The organism is Algoriphagus litoralis (genome assembly GCF_003259255.1).
Lineage (GTDB): Bacteria > Bacteroidota > Bacteroidia > Cytophagales > Cyclobacteriaceae > Algoriphagus > Algoriphagus litoralis.
The window spans coordinates 146410-167530 of sequence record NZ_QGOL01000002.1; the positions used below are offsets into that span (position 1 = coordinate 146410).

The 21121-nt window shown below is 44.6% G+C and carries 19 protein-coding genes; 15 read left to right on the plus strand and 4 right to left on the minus strand.

Annotated elements, in window-relative coordinates; genetic code table 11:
• Positions 1-104 precede the first annotated feature (104 nt).
• On the plus strand, positions 105-617 hold the full coding sequence (locus tag DK188_RS00550; RefSeq protein WP_111668836.1) for a hypothetical protein: 513 nt from the start codon (positions 105-107) through the stop codon (positions 615-617).
• A gap of 65 nt (positions 618-682) precedes the next feature.
• On the opposite strand, the gene DK188_RS00555 is transcribed toward DK188_RS00550, so the two are convergent.
• Together DK188_RS00555 and DK188_RS00560 are read right to left on the minus strand one after the other, a co-directional pair.
• Positions 683-1024 (minus strand): hypothetical protein, encoded by a 342-nt coding sequence (locus tag DK188_RS00555; RefSeq protein ID WP_111668837.1) that lies wholly within the window; start codon positions 1022-1024, stop codon positions 683-685.
• 74 nt (positions 1025-1098) lie between these two features.
• Positions 1099-2121: a glycoside hydrolase family 43 protein gene (locus tag DK188_RS00560; RefSeq protein WP_111668838.1), complete on the minus strand. Its 1023-nt coding sequence runs from the start codon at positions 2119-2121 to the stop codon at positions 1099-1101.
• 201 nt (positions 2122-2322) lie between these two features.
• Here DK188_RS00560 and DK188_RS00565 point away from each other — a divergent pair, with 201 nt between their 5' ends.
• The 6 genes from DK188_RS00565 (at position 2323) to DK188_RS00590 (ending at position 9577) form a co-directional block, all read left to right on the plus strand.
• A complete protein-coding gene (locus DK188_RS00565; RefSeq protein WP_111668839.1) occupies positions 2323-4482 on the plus strand; it encodes a TonB-dependent receptor in 2160 nt (719 codons plus the stop codon).
• A 12-nt stretch (positions 4483-4494) separates the two neighbouring features.
• Complete coding sequence (locus tag DK188_RS00570) at positions 4495-5139, plus strand: hypothetical protein (RefSeq protein WP_111668840.1); 645 nt, start codon at positions 4495-4497, stop codon at positions 5137-5139.
• A 113-nt stretch (positions 5140-5252) separates the two neighbouring features.
• Complete coding sequence (locus DK188_RS00575) at positions 5253-6335, plus strand: sensor histidine kinase (RefSeq protein ID WP_111668841.1); 1083 nt, start codon at positions 5253-5255, stop codon at positions 6333-6335.
• Complete coding sequence (locus DK188_RS00580) at positions 6332-7084, plus strand: LytR/AlgR family response regulator transcription factor (protein WP_111668842.1); 753 nt, start codon at positions 6332-6334, stop codon at positions 7082-7084. The genes DK188_RS00575 and DK188_RS00580 overlap by 4 nt, the downstream gene beginning before the upstream one ends.
• A gap of 85 nt (positions 7085-7169) precedes the next feature.
• Positions 7170-7970, plus strand: a complete 801-nt coding sequence (locus DK188_RS00585) for a DUF4349 domain-containing protein (RefSeq protein ID WP_157963134.1) — start codon at positions 7170-7172, stop codon at positions 7968-7970.
• Between the two features lie 80 nt (positions 7971-8050).
• On the plus strand, positions 8051-9577 hold the full coding sequence (locus DK188_RS00590; protein ID WP_111668844.1) for an amidase family protein: 1527 nt from the start codon (positions 8051-8053) through the stop codon (positions 9575-9577).
• Positions 9578-9600: 23 nt separating this feature from the next.
• Here the strand turns inward: DK188_RS00590 and DK188_RS00595 are convergent, their stop codons facing one another.
• On the minus strand, positions 9601-9885 hold the full coding sequence (locus tag DK188_RS00595) for a hypothetical protein (RefSeq protein ID WP_111668845.1): 285 nt from the start codon (positions 9883-9885) through the stop codon (positions 9601-9603).
• Positions 9886-9999: 114 nt separating this feature from the next.
• Between DK188_RS00595 and DK188_RS00600 the strand changes: the two genes are divergently transcribed.
• Positions 10000-12174, plus strand: coding sequence for a tetratricopeptide repeat protein (locus tag DK188_RS00600; protein WP_198672947.1), 2175 nt, complete (start codon positions 10000-10002; stop codon positions 12172-12174).
• Here the strand turns inward: DK188_RS00600 and DK188_RS00605 are convergent.
• Positions 12171-12635: a DUF4251 domain-containing protein gene (locus DK188_RS00605; RefSeq protein ID WP_157963135.1), complete on the minus strand. Its 465-nt coding sequence runs from the start codon at positions 12633-12635 to the stop codon at positions 12171-12173. The two genes, DK188_RS00600 and DK188_RS00605, sit on opposite strands and share 4 nt — an antisense overlap.
• A gap of 291 nt (positions 12636-12926) precedes the next feature.
• On the opposite strand from DK188_RS00605, the gene DK188_RS00610 reads away from it, so the two are divergent.
• From DK188_RS00610 to DK188_RS00635, 7 genes are all read left to right on the plus strand, one after another.
• Entirely contained in the window at positions 12927-13997 is a 1071-nt protein-coding gene (locus tag DK188_RS00610; protein ID WP_111668848.1) for a DUF3500 domain-containing protein, read from the plus strand.
• A gap of 1 nt (position 13998) precedes the next feature.
• Entirely contained in the window at positions 13999-15054 is a 1056-nt protein-coding gene (locus DK188_RS00615) for a sulfatase family protein (RefSeq protein WP_232825629.1), read from the plus strand.
• Between the two features lie 21 nt (positions 15055-15075).
• Positions 15076-15384, plus strand: a complete 309-nt coding sequence (locus DK188_RS21665; RefSeq protein ID WP_232825630.1) for a hypothetical protein — start codon at positions 15076-15078, stop codon at positions 15382-15384.
• 44 nt (positions 15385-15428) lie between these two features.
• On the plus strand, positions 15429-16604 hold the full coding sequence (locus DK188_RS00620) for a DmpA family aminopeptidase (protein WP_111668849.1): 1176 nt from the start codon (positions 15429-15431) through the stop codon (positions 16602-16604).
• 116 nt (positions 16605-16720) lie between these two features.
• Positions 16721-18418: a gamma-glutamyltransferase gene (ggt, locus tag DK188_RS00625; RefSeq protein WP_111668850.1), complete on the plus strand. Its 1698-nt coding sequence runs from the start codon at positions 16721-16723 to the stop codon at positions 18416-18418.
• Between the two features lie 187 nt (positions 18419-18605).
• Positions 18606-20645 (plus strand): alpha/beta hydrolase family protein, encoded by a 2040-nt coding sequence (locus DK188_RS00630; RefSeq protein WP_111668851.1) that lies wholly within the window; start codon positions 18606-18608, stop codon positions 20643-20645.
• Positions 20642-21100, plus strand: coding sequence for a nuclear transport factor 2 family protein (locus DK188_RS00635; RefSeq protein WP_111668852.1), 459 nt, complete (start codon positions 20642-20644; stop codon positions 21098-21100). Before DK188_RS00630 ends, DK188_RS00635 begins: the two co-directional genes overlap by 4 nt.
• Positions 21101-21121 lie beyond the last annotated feature (21 nt).

Genomic DNA, 21121 nt, shown 5'->3' on the forward strand with positions numbered 1-21121 from the left:
ATCATTCTAAAAGATAGCCTCGAATACTAATCGAGGCTATTTTTTTGGTTTTGTATCAGATGGGGAGAAACCCACGTCATGGTATTAAACTAAACTAACAAACCATGAAATTCTCCTACTTCTATTTCTTGCTGATTTCAGTTTTCTTCCTTTCCTGTACTAAAGATGACGAACAATTGCCTTTAAGTTTTCTCGAAGGAACATATGAGAAGGCAAGTGAAAATACCGATACCAATATCTGGTATGTGAATCAATATGTATTCAAGCTGGATGGAACTTATGAGACTTTTCAATTTTTGAGAAATTCAGAAGATGGACCAAACTTAGGGGTTGCCTATTATTCAAAAGGGACTTATACGCTCAGGGGTGAAGATTTTGTCCTAAATAGAACTGATGCAGCCGGTGTAAATTTTGAGGAATTCCCAGAAGGCTATGCCCCGAGTCTTGCTGAATTGGATCCAATTGATGTCTCCGGATCTGCACCAGCCAAAGGGACTTTGAGTCAGCTGGAGAACGGTGAAAAAATCTCCATCCTTTTTGAATGCAATGACATGCTTTCTGAAAATAATACCCTAAACTTCTGTATCGGAGCTCAGGAATTTGTCAAGGTAGATTGATCAACTTAGATCAGGATTAAACAAAAAGCCTTCGGATACTCGAAGGCTTTTTGTTTTTTGGGAGTCTAGTCTTTTTTCCAAAGCGCTTTATTCTCTTCATTTCGAATAGTTTGGCTATCGATGTACCGAAACTCAAGTTCGAGTCCAAACTGTTCATTTTTCTGAACTTTGATTTTTTCACCTTTGATTTTGAAAGTCGTGCGGGATATAACATCTCCACCCAGCAATACATCGGCAATTCCTCCTTCGGAAAAAATAATGAAACTACTGCAATTGTATCCTGGAGTTACAGTTGGATTGCAGTTTTCTGGCTGATAACGATAAGTGCCCAGAATTTGAGGCTCTTCAATGGATTCACAAGAAAACAATACCAAAGCAACAAGACTAATAATCAAAAATCTTTTCATGGGTAGGGACGTTTTCTTAAAGGGACGAGTGACCGAAGGATTTTGCTACACATCACACCTAGAATGTCTTTCGCCTAGTCGATTGGATTTGCCTCCACTCCCTCAAAAGTCATTTTGATCGGCTTGATTGTCCCGTCTTCATTGAATTCCATCACATCGATGCAAGTCACACGGTGATCTCTTCCTTCATTGGGAATGGGTCTGCGGTGATAGACCATGTACCATTCGTCTGTTCCAGGTTTTTGGATGACAGAATTATGACCTGCGCCGGTTGCGACGGTGGTATCCGATTCGAGGATGGTTCCGATTCTGCGATAAGGTCCGGTGGCTTTTTCCGCCATAGCGTACGCCACTTTATAGGTATCATTGGTCCAGCCACCTTCAGACCACATCAGGTAGTAAGTCCCATTTCGCAAAAACATAAAAGGCCCCTCCACATAGCCTTCCGGGGTGATTTCATGGAAAAGCTCCCCATCTTCCCACGGTTCAAACCCGGTAAAATCTGCATTGAGCTTGCCTATATTACAGTGACTCCAACCTCCGTAGAAAAAGTAATGCGTACCATCCGTATCCTTAAAAACAAATTGATCAATCGGCTGGGCATCATTGTAAAACTCGGAAAGCAGCGGCTCTCCCAATAGATCCTTGAATGGTCCAGCAGGCTGATCTGCCACTGCTACACCGATACCTCCGAAGTGGTTGATGTCATTATTGGGGTCCCAACCTGGGCGGCTTGGTCGCTGAATGTCATTGGCAGCAAAAAAGAGGTAATATTTCCCGTCTTTTTCGATAGCTGCTGGAGCCCACATGGCTTGTCTAGCCCACCTGATCGCTGCGGTGTCAAGGATTCGCTCATGCTTATTCCAAGTCACCAAATCCTTGGATGAAAACGCATCAAAATGCAGCTGATCGGTATAGCCTGCCGAAAAAGTCGGGTAGATCCAGTATTCATCCCCAAACACAATCCCTTCAGGATCGGCATACCAGCCTTCGAAAATGGGATTACCGGAAAGCTTGGGAGATTCTTGGGATTCGGTTTTTGGAGAGGTACAAGCAATAGCCAGTACCAAAAAAGGAAGAAAGGAATTCAGTTTCATTTTGATTGAAATTTAAGCTCACTAAGGTAAAAAGACACTGCATATTTTCAACCAGCCTTTATTTAGATGGTGTTGAATAGTCCTTCCGCAAAAAACCTGATAACTTCAGTTTACACTTCAGTCGCGCTTTTCGACACTTCAGTCAGTTTCAATTTTTGCTTGGGATTGTTCATCCCACATTTGATTCAAATCTGAATCGAAATGAACAGCAGAATTCTTCTTTTTACTTTCTTTCTACTTAATCAAACCTTGGCCTTCGGCCAAACTGTAATCTCAGGTAAGGTCTTTGACGAAAAAGGTATGCCGCTTCCTGGTGCAAATGTTTTTATTAAAGGAAGCTTCGACGGGACAAGCAGCGATGTTTTGGGAGCATTTGAATTCCAAAGTACAGAAACAGGGGACCAGCTTTTGGTAGTGCGTATGATGGGCTACAAGTCTCAGGATTTGCCCATTCACCTCTCGCAGTCCAAGCTGGAGATTCCCGACATCAACTTGGTTGAGGAATTCAATGAAATGAATACTGTGACCATCTCGGCCGGAGCTATGGAAGCTTCCGATGAAAAAAAATCCGTAATTCTCCGCCCACTGGACATTGTGACCACCCCCTCGGCTATGGGTGATATCGTGGGAGCTTTTCAGACTTTGCCTGGCACCAGTACCGTAGGAAATGACGGTCGTCTTTTCGTCCGGGGTGGGGATGCAAGTGAAGTAGGTATCTACATCGATGGCATGCGTGTGGGCAACGCCTATGGAACCACCGCAGGAAATGTTCCTACACGGACTCGATTTAACCCCAATTTGTTCAAGGGCACATTTTTCTCTACAGGAGGATATTCCGCAGAATACGGGCAGGCGCTTTCCTCAGCGTTGGCACTGAACACCAAAGATCTTGCTGTTCGCAGTCAGGGAGATTTGTCTATCATGTCAGTGGGTGGGGGCTATGCACACACCTTGGCAAACGAGAAACGAAGCATCAGTATCAGCGGAAACATTTTTGACCTGAAGCCTTACCAAAATCTAATCAAGCAAGATTTTGACTGGGAACGAGCTCCCTATGGCCTAGACTTGGAAGTTGCTGCACAGCACAAACTCAACAATGGAGGCCTGATCAAGGTCTTGGCACGCACCGAAACTGGGGGGATGAAACTCTGGCAGCCGCTGCCTGGAATCGAAGGAAAAGGAATCCTGGTAGACCTGACAAACAATTATTCTTATGCACAGACTAACTGGAGAAAAGCGTATGACAACGGCTGGACACTTTTCGGTGGGTACTCATTTTCGCACAACAAAGACTTCATCAGCTACGATGATTTGGATATCGAGCGGAAAAACAACCTAAGCCACATCAAGTTCAGCGCAATCAAGGATTTCAGCGATCGGATTTCATCTAAGACTGGTGTGGAATATTTTATCCATGACTATTCCGAGACACTGGTCGAAGAGGACCTGGACCGTTCCTTTGGTGAGCGGGAAGCTTACCTTTTCACGGAGTGGGATTGGTACCTGAGTAAAAAGTTCGTCCTCAGAGGGGGGCTTCGGGCAGGACATTCCCAACTCTCCGAGGAGCAGTGGCTGGACCCCAGAGCTTCTTTGGCTTATAAGCTATCGGATAGCGGAACGCTCTCCTTGGCTACAGGAAGATTTCATCAATTGCCTGTGGATAACTTCCGTGTCTTGAATCCCGAACTGAAAAATTCAGCATCCAATCACCTGATCCTAAACTACCTATACCAAAACGAAGGAATCACATTTCGTGCAGAGACGTTCTACAAATCCTATGACAATCTGGTGACATTTGAAGGGCTGCCGCAATTTCCTCAGAATCTAAGGAATGAGGGAAAGGGCTTCGCGAAAGGATTTGATGTCTTCTTCCGAGATCAAAAAACCTTTAAAAACACGGACTATTGGGTTACCTATAGCTATGTGGACAGCAAGCGGAGCTACAATCAATTTGAGACACAAGTGCAGCCGGACTTTGCTCCAAAGCATAATTTCTCCGTGGTAGTAAAGCACTTTATCGTCCCGCTCAAATCCCAACTTGGCGCCTCCTATTCCTTCAATGACGGGTACACATTCACCGATCCCAACTTGCCCGGAGAGATGAATTCCAAAACTACAGCCTATCAAAACCTGAGCATCAGCTGGAGTTATTTGCCCAAGCCAAACCTGATCATCCATGCAGCAGTGACCAATGTATTTGGGAATGAAAACATCTTCGGATACGCTTTTGCCCAAAATCCAAACGAGCAAGGGAAGTTTGAATCGCTCCCGATCGGACAGCCGGCTCCTCGATTCCTGTTTCTGGGCATATTTCTGACCCTGTCCAAAGACAAAAACGCAAATCAATTAAACAACCTCTAAATTTTATAAAACATGAAAAAGTCCCTTTTTACTTTCGCTCTTTCCCTGATGTGGATAACTCTTGCTTTTGCAGCTGATCCAGCTTATGAAAATGCAATGAAAAAGCAGATCTCAGCCATGAAAACCATCCAAACTGTAGAAGAATCCCAAGCGGTGACCAATGGATTTATTAGAATCGCAGAGGCCAAACCAGAAGAATGGCTGCCACTTTACTATGCTGCCTATTTGCAGACTGTTGCCGCTTTTCGATTTGAGGTGGACAAGGACCAGTATTTTGATCAAGCCATGGAACTGGTGACTAAAGCTGACAAAATCGCACCAAACAATTCTGAAATCACCGCGCTCAAAGGCTATGTCATCATGGGCAAACTGTCTGTGGATCCTATGAGCAGAGGTCAGGAGATGAGCCCACTGGCGATGCAGACTTTTGGAAAAGCAATTGCCTTGGATAAAGAAAATCCACGTGCAACTACCCTCATGGCGCAAATGGAGCTAGGAATGGCCCAGTTTTTTGGTAGCGGTCCAGAAAAGGCCTGCGGTCTCGCTAGAGTGGGGTTGGAGCTTTTTGCAAAAGAAGAAGCTGAAATCGACGAGAACTACCTATTGCCAACCTGGGGCAAAAGAGAGGCGGATCAAATTGCTGCTCAGTGCAAGTAATCAAAGAAATCTAAACCAACTCTACTCCACCGGAACAGGGTTTCGGTGGAGTCCTAATTTTGTTTTTGAATTAGAAAAAAACCGAAATCATCCACTTTTTCCTAAATTTCAAAATGAGCAAAGAATTGAGTTTTACCAGCGATCCCAACACGCATTCTTATGGAATTTGGTATGACTTGAAAAAATTTATCCTGCTCAATATTGCCATTGCCCTATCGATTCAGGTCTTTTTTTGTTTCTCCTGCTTTTTTTCTTGGGATGGGATCAAAGGGATGATACCCGATTTTCTGTTCTCATTTTGTGTTTCTCTTTTCCTGAGTTGGGGAGGCAGCCGAGTGGAACATTTACTCAATCCCCGTGTATCTTGGGTTTACACCCCCGTAAAGCGGCTAATTGCCACGGTCGTTTTATACATGATTTATGCCTTCGTGGGATGCTTCACCATTGTGTTTTTATATATCTGGATAGATGGAGAGTTCACACTGGATGAGATTCCTTGGGCTGGCATTTTAGATTTTACCTTAACACCGATGACCATCGCTTTGGTCTTTATGGCCATCTTCACCTCCAGATCCTGGCTGCTGGAATGGCGCAAATCCGCCATCGAAGCTGAACAACTCCGGTCCGAAAAATTCGCCAGCCAATACCAAAGCCTCAAAGACCAGCTCAATCCACATTTCCTTTTCAACTCGCTCAATGTGCTCTCCAATCTGGTCTATGAGGACCCGGATAAATCAGCGGCATTCATTCAGAAGCTCAGCAAAATCTACCGGTACGTCCTCGATGTACAACAGGAAGAATTGGTCAGTCTCAGCCAGGAACTTGAATTCGCAAAAAACTACCTCGAGCTGCAGAAAATACGTTTTGAGGAAAACCTGATCTTCTCGATCAAAATAGAAAACGAAAATGGATTTTTGCTTCCTCCACTTTCCCTTCAGCTCCTACTGGAAAATGCCATCAAACACAACGAAGCTTCTCAAGACCATCCGCTGTTTATCCACATTTTGCAAAAAGATCAAGAGCTGTGGATAAGTAATTCCTTTCAGCCCAAATCCACTGTTAAAGACGACTCCCCCGGCATCGGCCTCAGCAATATCCGGATGCGCTACATGCTTCTCAGTGATCGACAGATTGAAGTGGCGCAGAATGAAAATGAATTTTTGGTAAAGCTTCCACTTTTAAGATTAACTAAATGAACATCCTGATCATCGAAGATGAAAAACCAGCAGCAAATCGATTAATTAAGCTTTTGGAGCCCCATTTTCCAGATATTTCACCGATTGCAAATTTAGATACAGTAGCAAGGGCTGTGGCTTGGTTTGATCAAAATCCAGAACCTGACCTGATCTTTTGCGACATTCAATTGGCTGATGGGATCAGTTTTGAGATTTTCGAAAAAGTGAAGTTATCCACACCCATCATTTTCACCACAGCTTATGATCAGTATGCAATCAAGGCTTTTCAGGTAAACGCGATTGATTACTTGCTTAAGCCAATAGATCCTATCGAATTGGCAAAAGCCGTAGAAAAATTCAAAAGCCGACAGATAAAGCCGGCTTTGGATATGGACATCTTGAAATCCCTGCTACAGCCCGAAAAGAAATCCTACAAAAGCCGGTTTCTTGTACGTTTTGGAGAAAAAATCCAAAGCATTCCCATTGAAGAAACCGCCTTTTTTTTCAGTGAAGAGCGTGTCACATTTCTGCAAACCAAGGAGGGGAAAAAATTTGTTCTCGACTCTACCTTAGAGCAGGTAGAAGCAGCTGTGGATCCAGCAATTTTTTTTCGAATCAATCGAAAGTACTTCTGCCGAGTTGATGCTGTCGAGGAAGTGCTAAGCTACTCCAATAGCAGATTGAAAGTCAAACTCAAAAACTCAACGGATTCAGACATTCTAATCAGTCGGGAAAAAGTTACTGAATTCAAAAATTGGCTGGATCAGTGAGTGTTAATTTTTCTATCCTAGGTGACTAATTTAAATTCCATTCCGTTTGAAGTCACATATATCTCACCGAAATATGAAACTTTTCATGCTCAAATTCCCCATTTTGATGGGTTTTATAGTAGCTGCTTGCGGCACGCAAAATTCCGGTGATTTGGGAATAGATTCAACTGCCTCCTATGAGACCCTTGCCGATATTCCTACCACTGAACAGCCTGCTCCACCTACCGAATTCACCGACCGGAAAATCATCCGCGAAGGTGATCTCTACTTTGAGTGCCGGGATATCCTCGAGACGGAAACCTTTCTGAAGAGTGAAGTCAAAACTGCCAAAGGCTATATTTCCAATGAATCTTCCAATAGCTATGGCGAACGAAGCGAAAAAAGGCTGAGCATTCGAATTCCATCAGATCAGCTCGATAGTTTGCTGGAGAAAATTCAAGCTCACGCGGTTAGAATCGAAAACACAAACATCCGGAGCGAAGACGTGACCGAGCAGTACATCGATGTAGAAGCTCGTCTCAAAACGAAAAAAGAACTCGAAATCCGGTATCTGAGTCTCCTCCAGCAAGCCAAGAATGTAGACGAAATTCTACAAATCGAACGGGAATTGGCCAACATCAGAGGCGAAATCGAGTCCATGCAAGGTCGACTGAATTACCTCAAAGACCGAACAAGCATGAGTACGCTGAATGTGACTTTCTTTGTTGAAGGTGAAAAAGCTTTTGGTTTCACCTCTAAACTAGGTCAAGGTATCCAAAACGGCTGGACGAATCTACAATGGTTTATAGTATTTCTGGTAAATCTCTGGCCTTTCTTCCTGATTTTGGGAGTGGTTCTATTCATTGTTTTAAGGAGAAAAAAGAAAACTCCACCTCCGATGAAATAAGCCAATCCCGACCAAAAAGAATCTCCGCTCTGAAGGATTTTGGCATTAGCAAATAAAATTCCGGTTCATTATCTTCCAAGATGAACCGGATTTACACCCTACTTATTCTTGGCTTATTTTCTTTTTGCAAAAGTCCTGAACCGAAAGAAATCGAGCTGGAAGAACTGACAATTGCACAGATCCATCAGTCCTTTTCCAATGGATCATATACCGCCGAGGAATTGGTCAGGGCTTATCTCGACCGAATAGATTCACTTGATAATTCCCTAAACTCTATTTCGGTCATCAATGCCGAAGCTTTGGCAGTGGCGAGAAGTTTAGATGAAGAATTTCAAAAAACCGGAAAACTCCGACCACTGCATGGCATTCCCTTGATCGTGAAAGACAATATCAATACGAGGGGAATGCCCACTACAGCAGGGTCAATGGCTTTGGCGGATTTCTATCCGGACGAGGACGCATTTATCATCAAAAGACTGGTAGAAGCCGGTGCGATTATCCTCGCCAAATCCAATATGGCAGAGTGGGCGTTTAGCCCGATGCATTCAGAGAGCTCTACGGTGGGCACTACTCGCAATCCTTACAGCCTTGATCACGTCCCTGCAGGATCCAGCGGAGGCACCGGTGCTTCGCTGGCTGCAAATTTTGGAACGATAGGGCTCGGAACTGACACAGGCAATTCGATTCGAGGACCTTCTTCCCATAATGCGTTGGTTGGATTCAGGACAACGATCGGTTTGGTCAGCAGGGAGGGCATCGTACCATTATATCTGAGAAATGATGTGGTCGGCCCCATGTGCCGCAGCGTAGAAGATGCGACTAGGGTATTGGAAGTATTGGCGGGATTTGATCCACAAGACCCGATCACCGGGTATTCCAACGGAAAAATTCCGGAAAACTATTCGCAGTACCTGAAAAAAGATGGACTGAAAGGAGCCCGAATTGGTGTGTTCAGAACGCTGAGCGATGTGAACCCCGATCCTGAAATAACCTCACTTTTCAACCAATCTCTATTGGACATGGCGGCAATGGGAGCTGTGATTGTAGATTCAGTGGAAGTGGAAAGCTTTGATTCGCTACGAAGAAATCAATGGTGCCCTGTATTTCGTCGAGACCTCGAGCAGTTTTTGGCAGATTATGTCAAACGGGATACGCTGGCTGACCTAGAGGATATCATTCGAGTGGGCACCCAGTCAGAATATGCGAAGCGCGGATTGGAAAGCTTCAGCGATAGCCCACTTCCGAATAACTTAGCTCAGAATTGTGGGGATGCATTTACAGACCTCAAACGGATTGCCTTTCGCGAAGCAATCGAAAAAGTAATGGATTCGCTCCAACTGGACGCTATAGTCTATCCAAGTTGGAACAACAAGCCTGCTCGAATTGACCGCTTTCAGGAAGAGTATCTTGGGGATAATTCACAAATCATCGCCCCACATACGGGACAGCCTGCTTTCACAGTGCCTATGGGCTATACATCGGGAAATCTCCCTGCAGGGCTACAATTCTTAGGTAAAATGTGGTCAGAACCCACGTTAATTCAGTTGGTGTATGCTTATGAGCAGGGCACAAGACATCGGAAGCCACCGGTTTTTTCCGGTGACTGATTTTTAAACTGGGGAAAAAAGGATTACCTCCGAGTCCGGGCCGGGTCCACCACTCTGGTGCGAGCCGGATCAACTACCCTGGTTCGGGCAGGGTCTACCACTCGGGTACGGGCAGGATCGACAGTACCCCGGGTTGGACTTTCCTCTTCGAGATTGTCGGATTCTTGTACGGCATCATCTTCTGAAGGATTCTGATCTTCCAATTCGGCTTCCTGATCTTCAGATTCATTCGCTTGATATCGTACTATAGAACTTGCTACTAGAATCAAAGTCCAGTTTTTGACAAAATTCGGATGGAACCTTTTCATGATTAGTTATTTATGTTTCAACTAGTTTATACTAAATATAGGCTGTTTAGGATTTCTACCAAACTTTATTACCTTGGATTATGGCTTTTATTCCACCGATCAAATTTCCCGTTCATGCGTTATTCCGTGAAGACAAGTTTTGAATTGTTGAAACTGAATTTAATTATGCTTATAGCGGGGATCATTTTTTTGGCTCCTACTGTCGGAGTATGGGCTCAAAGTGTTCAAAGTTTGCAGGAAGAACTGGCCATACTTTCCAAGAACGCCAATTATGCCAAAGACACCATTTACCTGAATAAGGCCAATGAACTCGGATTTTTGTTGGCAGAAACGGATCCGGATAGCGCTTTTCCATTTCTTGAAAAGCAAATTGAACTTTGCCGCAAGGCTGATTTCAAAAAAGGAGAATCTGATGCCTTAAAAATCTACGGCAATGCACTTCAGAATAAGGGAGACTTCAAAGGCTCATTGAGCTACTATCAAGACGCACTCCAAATCGCAGAAAGCCTTCCCGAGCAACAGTTGGTCCCGGGAATCCTAAACAATATCGGTCTGGTAAATTACAACTTGGGAAACTATGCCGAAGCCCTTAGCAAATTTTATGAAGCGATCATTGGGGCCGAAAATTCAGGGAATCTCTATGTCAAAGCAGCCGCTCTGAACAATATCGCCTCGATTTATTTTGAGCAAGAAAAACTCGAAGAAGCCAAAACCAAATACCGGGAAATGTTGGAGATCTACCGTAAACTTGAAAATCAAGGCCGTATGATCCTCGCTTACAATAATATCGGTGATGTGGAATTAAAGCAAAATCGTCCGCTGGAGGCTCTTGAAAATTTGAAAATCGGCCATCGGTCAGCGCTGGATTTAGAAAGCCCCGAGTTCATTGAAATGACCGCCAGAACTTTGGCAGGAATATACGCAGCACTTGACAGCACGGATAAGGCAGAGTTGTTTTACAAAGAATCCATCGCAATAGCCGAAGAAAAAGGCTACGGAGTGCCCTATGCCCATTCCCTCATTGGCTTGGCTGAGTTATATTATAATTTGGGTAACTATGACCAGGCATTTGAATTGGCAAACAAAGGACTGATCGAAGCGCAACGAATGGGGCAACCCATGCAGCTCCGAAATGCCAATGAACTGTTGGCAAAAATCCATGAAAAAGAAGGAAACTTTCCCGCCGCTTTAGAAAAGTTCAAGCAATTCAAGCAATTCAGCGACAGCATCAACAATACCCAAGGGAGAAGGCTTGCCACTGCTCTGGAGTCGGAATACGAGTTCTCCAAAAAAACACTCGAACTCGAAAAATCATCCATCCGCCAGCGTTGGATAATTTTTTCTACCGGCATTGGACTGCTCACATTTGTAGTGATTCTGGTCTTAGTTTATCAAAACAGAAATAGACTCAACAAAGCCTACAACAGCCTCAAAGAAAAAAACAGTGAAATCGAGAATAAAAACGAGGTTTTGGAAAATACGCTGACCCAGTTGAAATCCGCTCAACAACTGCTCATTCAATCAGAAAAAATGGCCTCGCTTGGTGAGCTCACTGCCGGAATTGCCCATGAAATCCAAAACCCGCTCAACTTTGTCAACAATTTCTCTGAGCTCAGCATGGATATGCTTGAAGACATCAATCAGGAAATAGACAAAGGGGACCTCGAAGAAGCAAAACTCCTGACAGCCGAGCTCAAAGGCAATCTCTCCAGGATCAACAACCACGGCAAACGTGCTGGATCTATTGTCAAAGGTATGTTGGAGCACAGTCGTAAAACGGATGGCAAAAAAGAACTTACCGATCTCAATCGCTTGGCAGAGGAATGCCTCAAGATCAGCTTTCAGGTATTGCGTACCAAAGACAAGATTTTGAATGCAGAGTACTATCTGGATCTGGAATCTACTCTTCCCAAAGCACCGATCGTATCTCAGGACATTAGCAGAGTTTTACTCAATCTTATCAACAATGCCATATTCTTCTGCACCCAACAAAAGTCAGAAGCGGAAGCAAAACATGCCTCAGAGTTTAAGCCTCAGGTAAAAGTCTCCACCAAGAGATGTCTGGATCGTATTCTGATCTCAGTCCATGATAATGGGCCGGGCATCCCGGAGCAAAACAAAGACAAGATTTTTCAGCCTTTCTTCACTACCAAACCTGCGGGAAAGGGAACTGGCCTCGGGTTAAGTCTCAGTTACGACATTGTCAAAGCCCACGGAGGTGAATTGACGGTAGAAACCAAAGTGGGAGAAGGCTCTACATTTACCATTTCCTTGCCTTTGGACGCCTAATCCTGTATAATTCCTGTATAGGACATGCCTTCTTTACTGTTGCTGACAATCCTCAGCGAAGCATTTCCTGATTTTTGAATGGTGAGAAAAATAGAGCGAACGTCATTGTGCTCAGAAGGCTCAATGGTAATATCCCATCCTCCTTTTTTCCGGGCTTTGACCGAATAGTCAAATTCAGAGAACTCGAATTTCAGTCCACCGTCGGTGGTTGCTGGGGTACTTTGATAAGATCTGCCAAAAAAAGGCAAATCACCCTTCACCAGGTCACTGCTCACATTTAGCGTATATCCGGGATCTAGCTGGATCATCCTTCCTCTAATTCCTGAGGCCTGACTCGCTTCAAAAACGAAAGTTTTGGAATCGATTGCCTGTTGAATTTTCTCAGCATCTGACTGCTGTGCCTGAACAAATCCTGTCCCTACCAGACAGAATAAAAATATACTGAGGAGCTTTTTCATCATGCTGTGCATTAGTTGGATTACGACTAAATGATATTTGAATCAATCCAAATTTCATAAAAACCCGTCAAATTAGCAGAAATCTAAATCGTAATTTTGTTTGGTTTTTGGAAAAAAATAATGAAAAGGCTTCCCTGAAGTCCGTTCCCAGGAGGTGTTTTGGATTTTGCTTTGGATTGATATTCAGGATTTTTTAGAGAAAAATTAGATTTTTCCAGTAACTTTTATCTTTCTGCAGACGAATTCATTTGTCAGGTTGAAAAAACCCAAAACTTACCTTCCTCTAAGGCTTCTATGTTTAAAAAATTAATTTACACACTTACGCTTGCGCTAGTAACCATTTCGGCTTCGGCCCAAAATACGGAGAAGCTCAAATCATCCACACTTGCATTTATCCAAACCCTGGAAGGTAATCAACGGGATTCGGTTTTTATAGATTTTGAAGATAGCACTAGGACCAATTGGACCAATCTTCCCCTTGGGCTGGCTCCCAGAGTAGGACTCCGATATGGTGATTTGTCTGATACGAGCAAAATACAATTCCATCAGGTCCTCAGTTCGATTTTCAGCTCCCAAGGATATCTGAAAACCTTCGCGATCATGCAGGTAGATGATATCCTCCATGAACTTTTTGAAATTCAATTTCAGCAGGGAAAAGTAAATGAGCGAAGTATGGAATTCATCCGCAAGCTGAATTGGGACTATGGGAACTACTACATCGCTATCGGAGGCAATCCTCAATCAGATGATATCTGGAGCCTGAAGTTGGAAGGACATCATATATCGATCAATCTGACAGTAGCAGGGGATCAGTTTACGATGACTCCTCTGTTTTTTGGATCTGATCCTGCAGTAGTCGAGGCGACTCAATATGCAGGTTTGCGTCCATTGAGTAAAGAAGAAGACTATGGATTTTGGCTCATAAATGCACTCGATGAGCGTCAAAAAGCAAAAGCGACCTTGTCAGAAAAAGTACCTGGCGATATCATCACGAGCCCAGATCGACCTCAGTGGCTGGAAGAATTTCAAGGAATCAAAGGCTCTGAACTCAACGAAGGGCAACAAAAAATCCTTCACTACCTGATTGAAGAATACATTGGCAATCTGGATCACGAGAAAGCCGAGGAATATCTTGCCAAGCTTCATGCCCGGGGAATGGGTGAAGTATATTTTGCGTGGATTGGAAGCTATGAACCGATGAAAGCTCACTATTATGTCATCCACAGTCCTGACTTCCTGATCGAATACGACAATGTCGGATTCCTAGACAATGCAAATCACATCCATACGATCTGGCGGGAAAATGGAAATGACTTCGGGGAGGATATTTTGAAAAATCACCGGATGCAGCATAAACACGAATAAAATGAATGCAAAATTCCTCTTGGTATTGATCACTCTTTTACTTTTTTCCTGTGACTCTCAGGAGGAAAAAGCCATAAAATCTGAGCTTCCCAGTATCGTCTTCATTTTTGCGGATGATCTCGGTTATGGAGATTTAGGCTGTTTCGGTGCCACGGATATCGATACACCCAATATTGACCGTATAGCCGCAGAAGGAATAAAATTCAGCTCTTTTCTCTCAGCATCTCCGGTTTGCAGTCCTTCCCGTGCAGGCCTTTTGACCGGACGGATGCCGCAGCGCATGGGAATTAACGCTGTCTTTTTTCCCGAAAGCCTAACCGGTATGGATCCAGAAGAAATCACTATCGCCGAAATTCTAAAAGCAAAAGGTTACCGAACGGGAGTCGTGGGAAAATGGCACTTGGGACACCTAGAAAAATACCTTCCTCTGAATCAGGGTTTTGACGAATACTTTGGAATCCCTTATTCCAACGACATGACCTCGGTGGTCTACATGCGAGGAAATGAAGTAGAGGAATTCCATGTAGATCAACGTTTTACAACCAAAACCTACACTGAAGAATCCCTAAAATTCATCGATTCTATTAGAGATCAGCCCTTTTTCCTTTACCTGGCTCACAATATGCCTCATGTACCGATCTATGCTTCTCCTGAGTTTGAAGGGAAATCAAATCGGGGATTGTATGGAGATGTGATTCAGGAATTGGATTGGAGTGTGGGGGAGATTTTGAAAAAGCTGGAAGAAAAAGGTCTCCTTGAAAATACACTGATCGTATTTTCTTCGGACAATGGCCCCTGGCTGGTGATGGAAGATCATGGAGGATCGGCGGGGCCACTCCGGGAGGGAAAACAGTTTACATTCGAAGGTGGAGTACGAGTCCCTACCGTCGCGATGTGGAAGGGAAAAATCGATCCTGGTCAAGTGTACGAAGAGCTAGCCACTCAGATGGATTGGTTCCCTACATTTTGTAAACTGGTAGATGCTGAGATTCCCCAAGACCGCGAGATCGATGGCAAAGATTTGAGCGCTGTGCTTTTTGAAAATGGAAATCGGTAAGGCGATACATTCATCTATTACATGCTTGCCAGCCAAGAAGGATATCGTGAAGGGGATTGGAAAATCAAGCGACCTTTCCAAGGATTTGGAGGTTCAAGAGGAATGAAAAAAGTGGATGCACATGACACGTTGCTGTTCAACCTAAAAACAGACCCTGGAGAAACTACTAACCTGGCAAAAGAAAACCCGGAAAAGACCGCACAAATGATGCGCGCAATGGAGCTTGCTGTGAAGCAATTAGGTCCAATGCCGGAAAGTAAAGTAGTCAGAACCCCTCAGGACAACAGCCATTATAGGTATTTGGAAAAGAAACGGACCGGGGAAAACTGAAAATCCATAGTAGACTGAAATACCACATTTTTAAAAACTACAAAATGAAAAGAATAATTTTCCTCTTGATTTTTATCCTCTGCATTTCTTCTGCTTTCGCCCAAAAACCCCGCGCCAGAGATTTAGGTGTTCCTTTTAATGGCAGCACAGGCGAATTTAACGCCATCACCGATGTCAAAGGTGTAGAAGTAGGATACAGCACTATCATTTCAGGAAGCGGGCAAAATAAGGTGGGTAAAGGACCAGTCAGAACCGGAGTTACTGCAATTTTTCCTAGGGGCAGAGCCCAAAAATTCAGTCCTGTATTCGCCAATTGGTACAGTTTGAACGGAAATGGGGAAATGACGGGAACTACTTGGCTGACCGAATCCGGATTCCTTGAAACGCCTATCATGATTACCAATACCAACAGTGTGGGGGTGGTCCGAGATGCGGTATTGAAATGGTACGTGGATACTGATTGGTACAAAGGAGAAGAATGGTGGTACACATACCCCGTGGTGGCAGAAACCTACGACGGATTTTTAAATGACATATATGGCTTCCATGTCAAGGAAGAACATGTAATCGAAGCGATTGAAAACGCTTCAACTGGCAAAATTGAAGAAGGAAATGTAGGTGGAGGTACGGGAATGATGTGCTTAGGCTTCAAAGGAGGAACAGGAACCTCCTCCAGAATAGTGGCGATTAAAGATTCCACCTACACAGTTGGTGTTTTGGTACAGGCTAATTTTGGAAGAAAACTATCTCTCACGATTGCCGGCGTTCCTGTCGGAAAGGAGTTGATGGACACCTTGAATAACGAATTGAAATTGCCGCCACAGTCCTATCGTCAAGAAGGAGACGGATCGATCATTGTCGTGGTGGCAACAGATGCGCCTTTACTTCCGCATCAGCTAAAACGGATTGTTAATCGGGTTCCCCTAGGAATTGGGTTAACCGGCGGAATAGGGACCAATGGATCGGGGGATATTTTTATCGCATTTTCCACTGCTAATCCTGATGCCTTCCAGCGATCTGATTTCGCCCAATTGGTCATGCTGGCAAATGACGAAATCGATCCTTTGTTGCAGGCTACGGTCCAGTCTGTCGAAGAGGCCATCATCAATGCCATGATCGCCGCTGAAACGATGGAAGGAATTAATGGAAACAAGTCCTATGCATTGCCTCATGTATTGCTGGTCGAAGTGCTCAAAAAATACAATCGGCTGAAGGAATAACATCGAACGAAATGAAATACCCAAGATAGGTACTTCACAACCTGTAGCAAGTACTGATAGCCTTAGGGAAACCCTGCAAGACTCCAGCAGATTGCCAAAAAACAAAAACTATACAGATGAATCAAAGAAATCCAGTTCTCCTATATTTCCTTTTCGCTTTATACATTCTGCAGATTGGAAATCCGCTGAATGCTCAGACTTATGGAAAAAACGGTATGGTCGTTTCGGATCATTACCTCAGTTCCGAGGTGGGAATCTCAATTTTGAAAAAAGGTGGAAATGCAATTGATGCAGCAGTGGCTACTGCTTTGTCTTTGGCGGTGACACATCCTGAAGCAGGTAATATTGGCGGAGGAGGATTCATCGTGTTGATGAAATCAGACGGAGCGGTCACGACATTTGATTTCAGGGAAAAAGCCCCATTGGCAGCCAGCCCGACCATGTTTTTGGACGAAAATGGAAAGATCAGAAATGATTCGAATCATGAAGGATTGCTATCTGTCGGGGTTCCTGGCACCGTGGCGGGTCTTTACCAAGCACATCAAAAGTATGGCAAATTGCCATGGAAGGACTTAGTGCAACCGGCGATTGATCAGGCGAAAAATGGATTTCCAATGTCTTGGGGCTTGTATCAAGCGGCACTTCGGGTATCAGCTTTAGACCCTTCCTATGACTTGATGCAAAACTTCTTTCGAGGAGCAGATGGCCAGATAGTAGCTCCGGGTGAGCTCTGGAAGCAACCCGCGCTGGCCAAAACTTTGGAAGCCATTCGGGATCAGGGGAGAGACGGTTTTTACAAAGGTCCCGTAGCAGCAGAGATTGAACGCTACATGAAAGCCCACGGGGGAATCATTACTCAGGATGATTTGGCGAAATATGAAGCAGTGGAGCGATCGCCGGTCAAGACTACATTTAAGGATTTTGAGATTTTCTCCATGCCTCCACCAAGTTCGGGTGGTGTGGCTCTGATCGAGATGATAAATCTGATGGAAGTGGCAGATATTTCCAAAGTGGAATTTAATTCTACAGCCTATGTCCATTTGGTAGCAGAAGCCATGCGAAGGGCTTTTGCCGATCGGGCGGAACATTTGGGTGATCCTGATTTCAATCCTGACATGCCGATAGATAAGTTGACTTCAAAGGAATTTGCGAAAGAAAGGTTTGAAAATCTGGATTTGACCAAAGCCTCCAAAAGTGACTCATCCGAGTTTGGCCAACTCTACGGCGGCGATCACACCACGCATTTTTCAGTGATTGACAAGGATGGAAATGCTGTATCCCTTACCTACACTTTGGAAAATAGCTATGGCGTGGGCATGGGTTCGGAAAAGCTGGGCTTCATCTTCAACAATGAAATGGGAGACTTCAACCCTGTACCCGGAGTCACCACTTCTACCGGACAAATCGGTTCCGACCCCAACCTTATCGCACCGGAAAAGCGAATGCTATCCAGCATGACCCCTACCATCGTCGCAAAAGACGGCAAACCTTACCTCGTGATCGGCAGCCCTGGAGGAAGGACGATCATCAACACTGTTTTCCAAACCGTCTTGAATGTTCTTGCATACGACATGCGAATCGACCGAGCGATAGAAGCCATGAAAATCCACCATCAGTGGCTTCCCGATCAAATTATTTATGAGCGAAACCTGCTTTCTCCAGATACCAGAAAGGCCTTGGAAGAAATGGGACATACCCTTCGTCCGACAACCAATCTTGGAGTGCTGATGGGGATTACTTATGACGCCCAACTGGGATTCTATGTGGGTGCAGCTGATTCTTCAAGTGATGACGGAGCCGCAAGAGGATATTGAGATTGCGTTATCTATAGACAATTTTATTTCGGGTTACTCCTCGATTTCACTCAGTCTATGGAATACTTTGACTCTTTAATTTCGGTGACCGAATGAAGCTAAGTTCAAATACCAAATTGCCAAACACATCCATAAATGAGTCCAGTAAATTCCTATGCTACCAAAGCCAATTAAAACACCAATTCATATGAGACGATTAAAATTTTCTTCAATTCTGATTTTCCTGCTTTCAATTTCAAGTTTGGGAATCCAAGCCCAAGAAAAAACAAACCTGGAGCTGACAGATCTCTTCAGTATGGAATACGTCTCCGATCCACAAATCTCTCCAGATGGCTCGCAGATTATTTTTGTCCGAAACTTCAAAGACATCATGACTGACCGAGACTATTCCAATCTCTGGATCAGCAATATCGACGGGACCCGCATCCGCCAACTTACCCAAGGAAACCAACGGGACTATGCTCCACGCTGGTCCAATGACGGTAAAAAACTGGCTTTTCTCTCTAATCAGGATGATGAAAAGGTCAAACTCTATGTCATGTACCTCGACACACGCGAAACGATATCTCTTACCAATACCGCTACTCCTCCCGGTGCTGTGGCATGGAGCCCAGACGACAGTCAGTTGGCATTCACCCAGTTTGTACCAGAAGCTAAAAAATCCATGCTGAATATCCCCGCCAAACCCGAAGGTGCGGAATGGAATGCTCCACCGATCTATATCGATGAGCTAAATTACCGGGGCGATGGAGCTGGGTATCTAAAACCCGGAAATTCCCAAATCTTTACTTTGGGAATCGATGGAGGTACCCCAAGACAGCGAACGTTTACTTCTCATAATCATGGAGGTCCGATCTGGGCCAAAGACGGTAAATCACTTTTCTTTTCAGCAAATCTTCATGATAATCACGAATTGGAGCCAGCCAATTCTGAAATCTATAGCTTAAATCTGAGCTCGGGAGATATCAAACCGCTGACTTCCCGTTTCGGTCCTGATTCCGAACCAGCACTTTCTCCGGATGGAAAATTAATCGCATTTACCGGAAATGATGACACCTTCCAAGGTTACCAAGTCACCAATCTCTATGTCATGAATGTGGATGGTACCAGCGTCAAAAATATGACAGGTGACCTAGACCGGGATGCCGGCAATCCTCAGTGGGAGGCAAATAGCCAAGGAATCTACTTTCAGTACGATGAATTTGGGGATTCCAAAATCGGTCATGTGGCCCTGACCGGAAAAATCCGAACCGTAGTCGAAGGACTTGGAGGTTTGGACTTGGGAAGGCCTTACAATGCCGGGACATATACCGTCTCGTCAAACAACCGATTTGCTTTTACCCAAGGTGGACCAGAGCATCCCGCTGATTTGGCAGTTTGGAATGGAGGAGAAACCAAACGACTGACTGCTGTCAATGACGATCTTTTTTCCTTCCGAAAAATCGGAAAAACTGAGGAAATCTGGTGGGAGTCTTCTTTTGACAAAAAGCGTGTACAAGGATGGATCGTGACTCCGCCGGACTTTGATCCTGCCAAAAAGTACCCCTTTATCCTAGAAATTCATGGTGGACCATTTGCGATGTACGGCCCCTCTTTCGCCTATGAAATTCAAGCCTATGCTGCTGCTGGCTATGTTGTCCTTTACACTAACCCCAGAGGAAGCACGGGTTACGGGCAAGAGTTTGGCAACTCGATTCACCACGATTATCCCAATCATGACTTCGAGGATCTGATGTCCGGCGTAGATGCGGTCATTGCAAAAGGGTATGTGGATACAGAAAACTTATTCGTGACGGGTGGTTCGGGAGGAGGGGTTTTGACTGCTTGGATTGTAGGGAAAACCAAGAGATTCAAGGCTGCTGTCGTGGCCAAGCCGGTGATTAACTGGACGAGTTTCGTGCTTCATGCGGATTCTCCAGCCTTTTTTGCCAAGTATTGGTTTGGGAAAATGCCTTGGGAAGATCAGGAGAATTACTGGAGGCGATCACCCCTCTCGCTGGTGGGAAATGTGAAAACACCAACCATGCTCTTAACAGGAGAGCAGGATTTTCGCACACCGATTTCAGAGTCTGAGCAGTATTATACAGCATTGAAGCTCAATGGAGTAGAATCAGCGATGGTTCGGATTCCCAATGCTTCCCATGGCTTGGTCAATCGACCAAGCATGCTGATGAGCAAGTCTGCTGCGATTTTGAGTTGGTTTAATCAGTATCGGGATAAGCCATGAGTTGGATCAGAAAAACACTTTTTTCTCTGATCGTACTCTTGGTCGTAACCGTCTCCTTTGCACAGGAGGCAGAGGTGTCTCAGATCCTAGCCCAACGTCAAGCATCGAATCAGGCCCTCCGTGCTTTTGACGAGGAGTTGAATGCGAGCTTTTCCACAGAAGACGCATTGATTACGACCGGTGCCGGAACTTTGCTTTCGGGAAAAGCCGAATTGATGGAATACCTCAAAAATGCCAAAGGGCCTAAAATGTATTGGATCCGGACACCCGATGAAATCATGGTCAATCCTGAAACTCAGTTGGCATGGGAAACGGGAACCTGGAAAGGATATGTTGAAGGTTCGGATAAGGCAGTAGTCGGAGGGAAATACTCCGCCCAGTGGACCAAAAAATCAGGGACTTGGTTGATTCAATCGCAGCTGTTTGTCTCTTTACCCTTCTCCGATAAGCCATGATCACTATTTTCCGAAAAATCC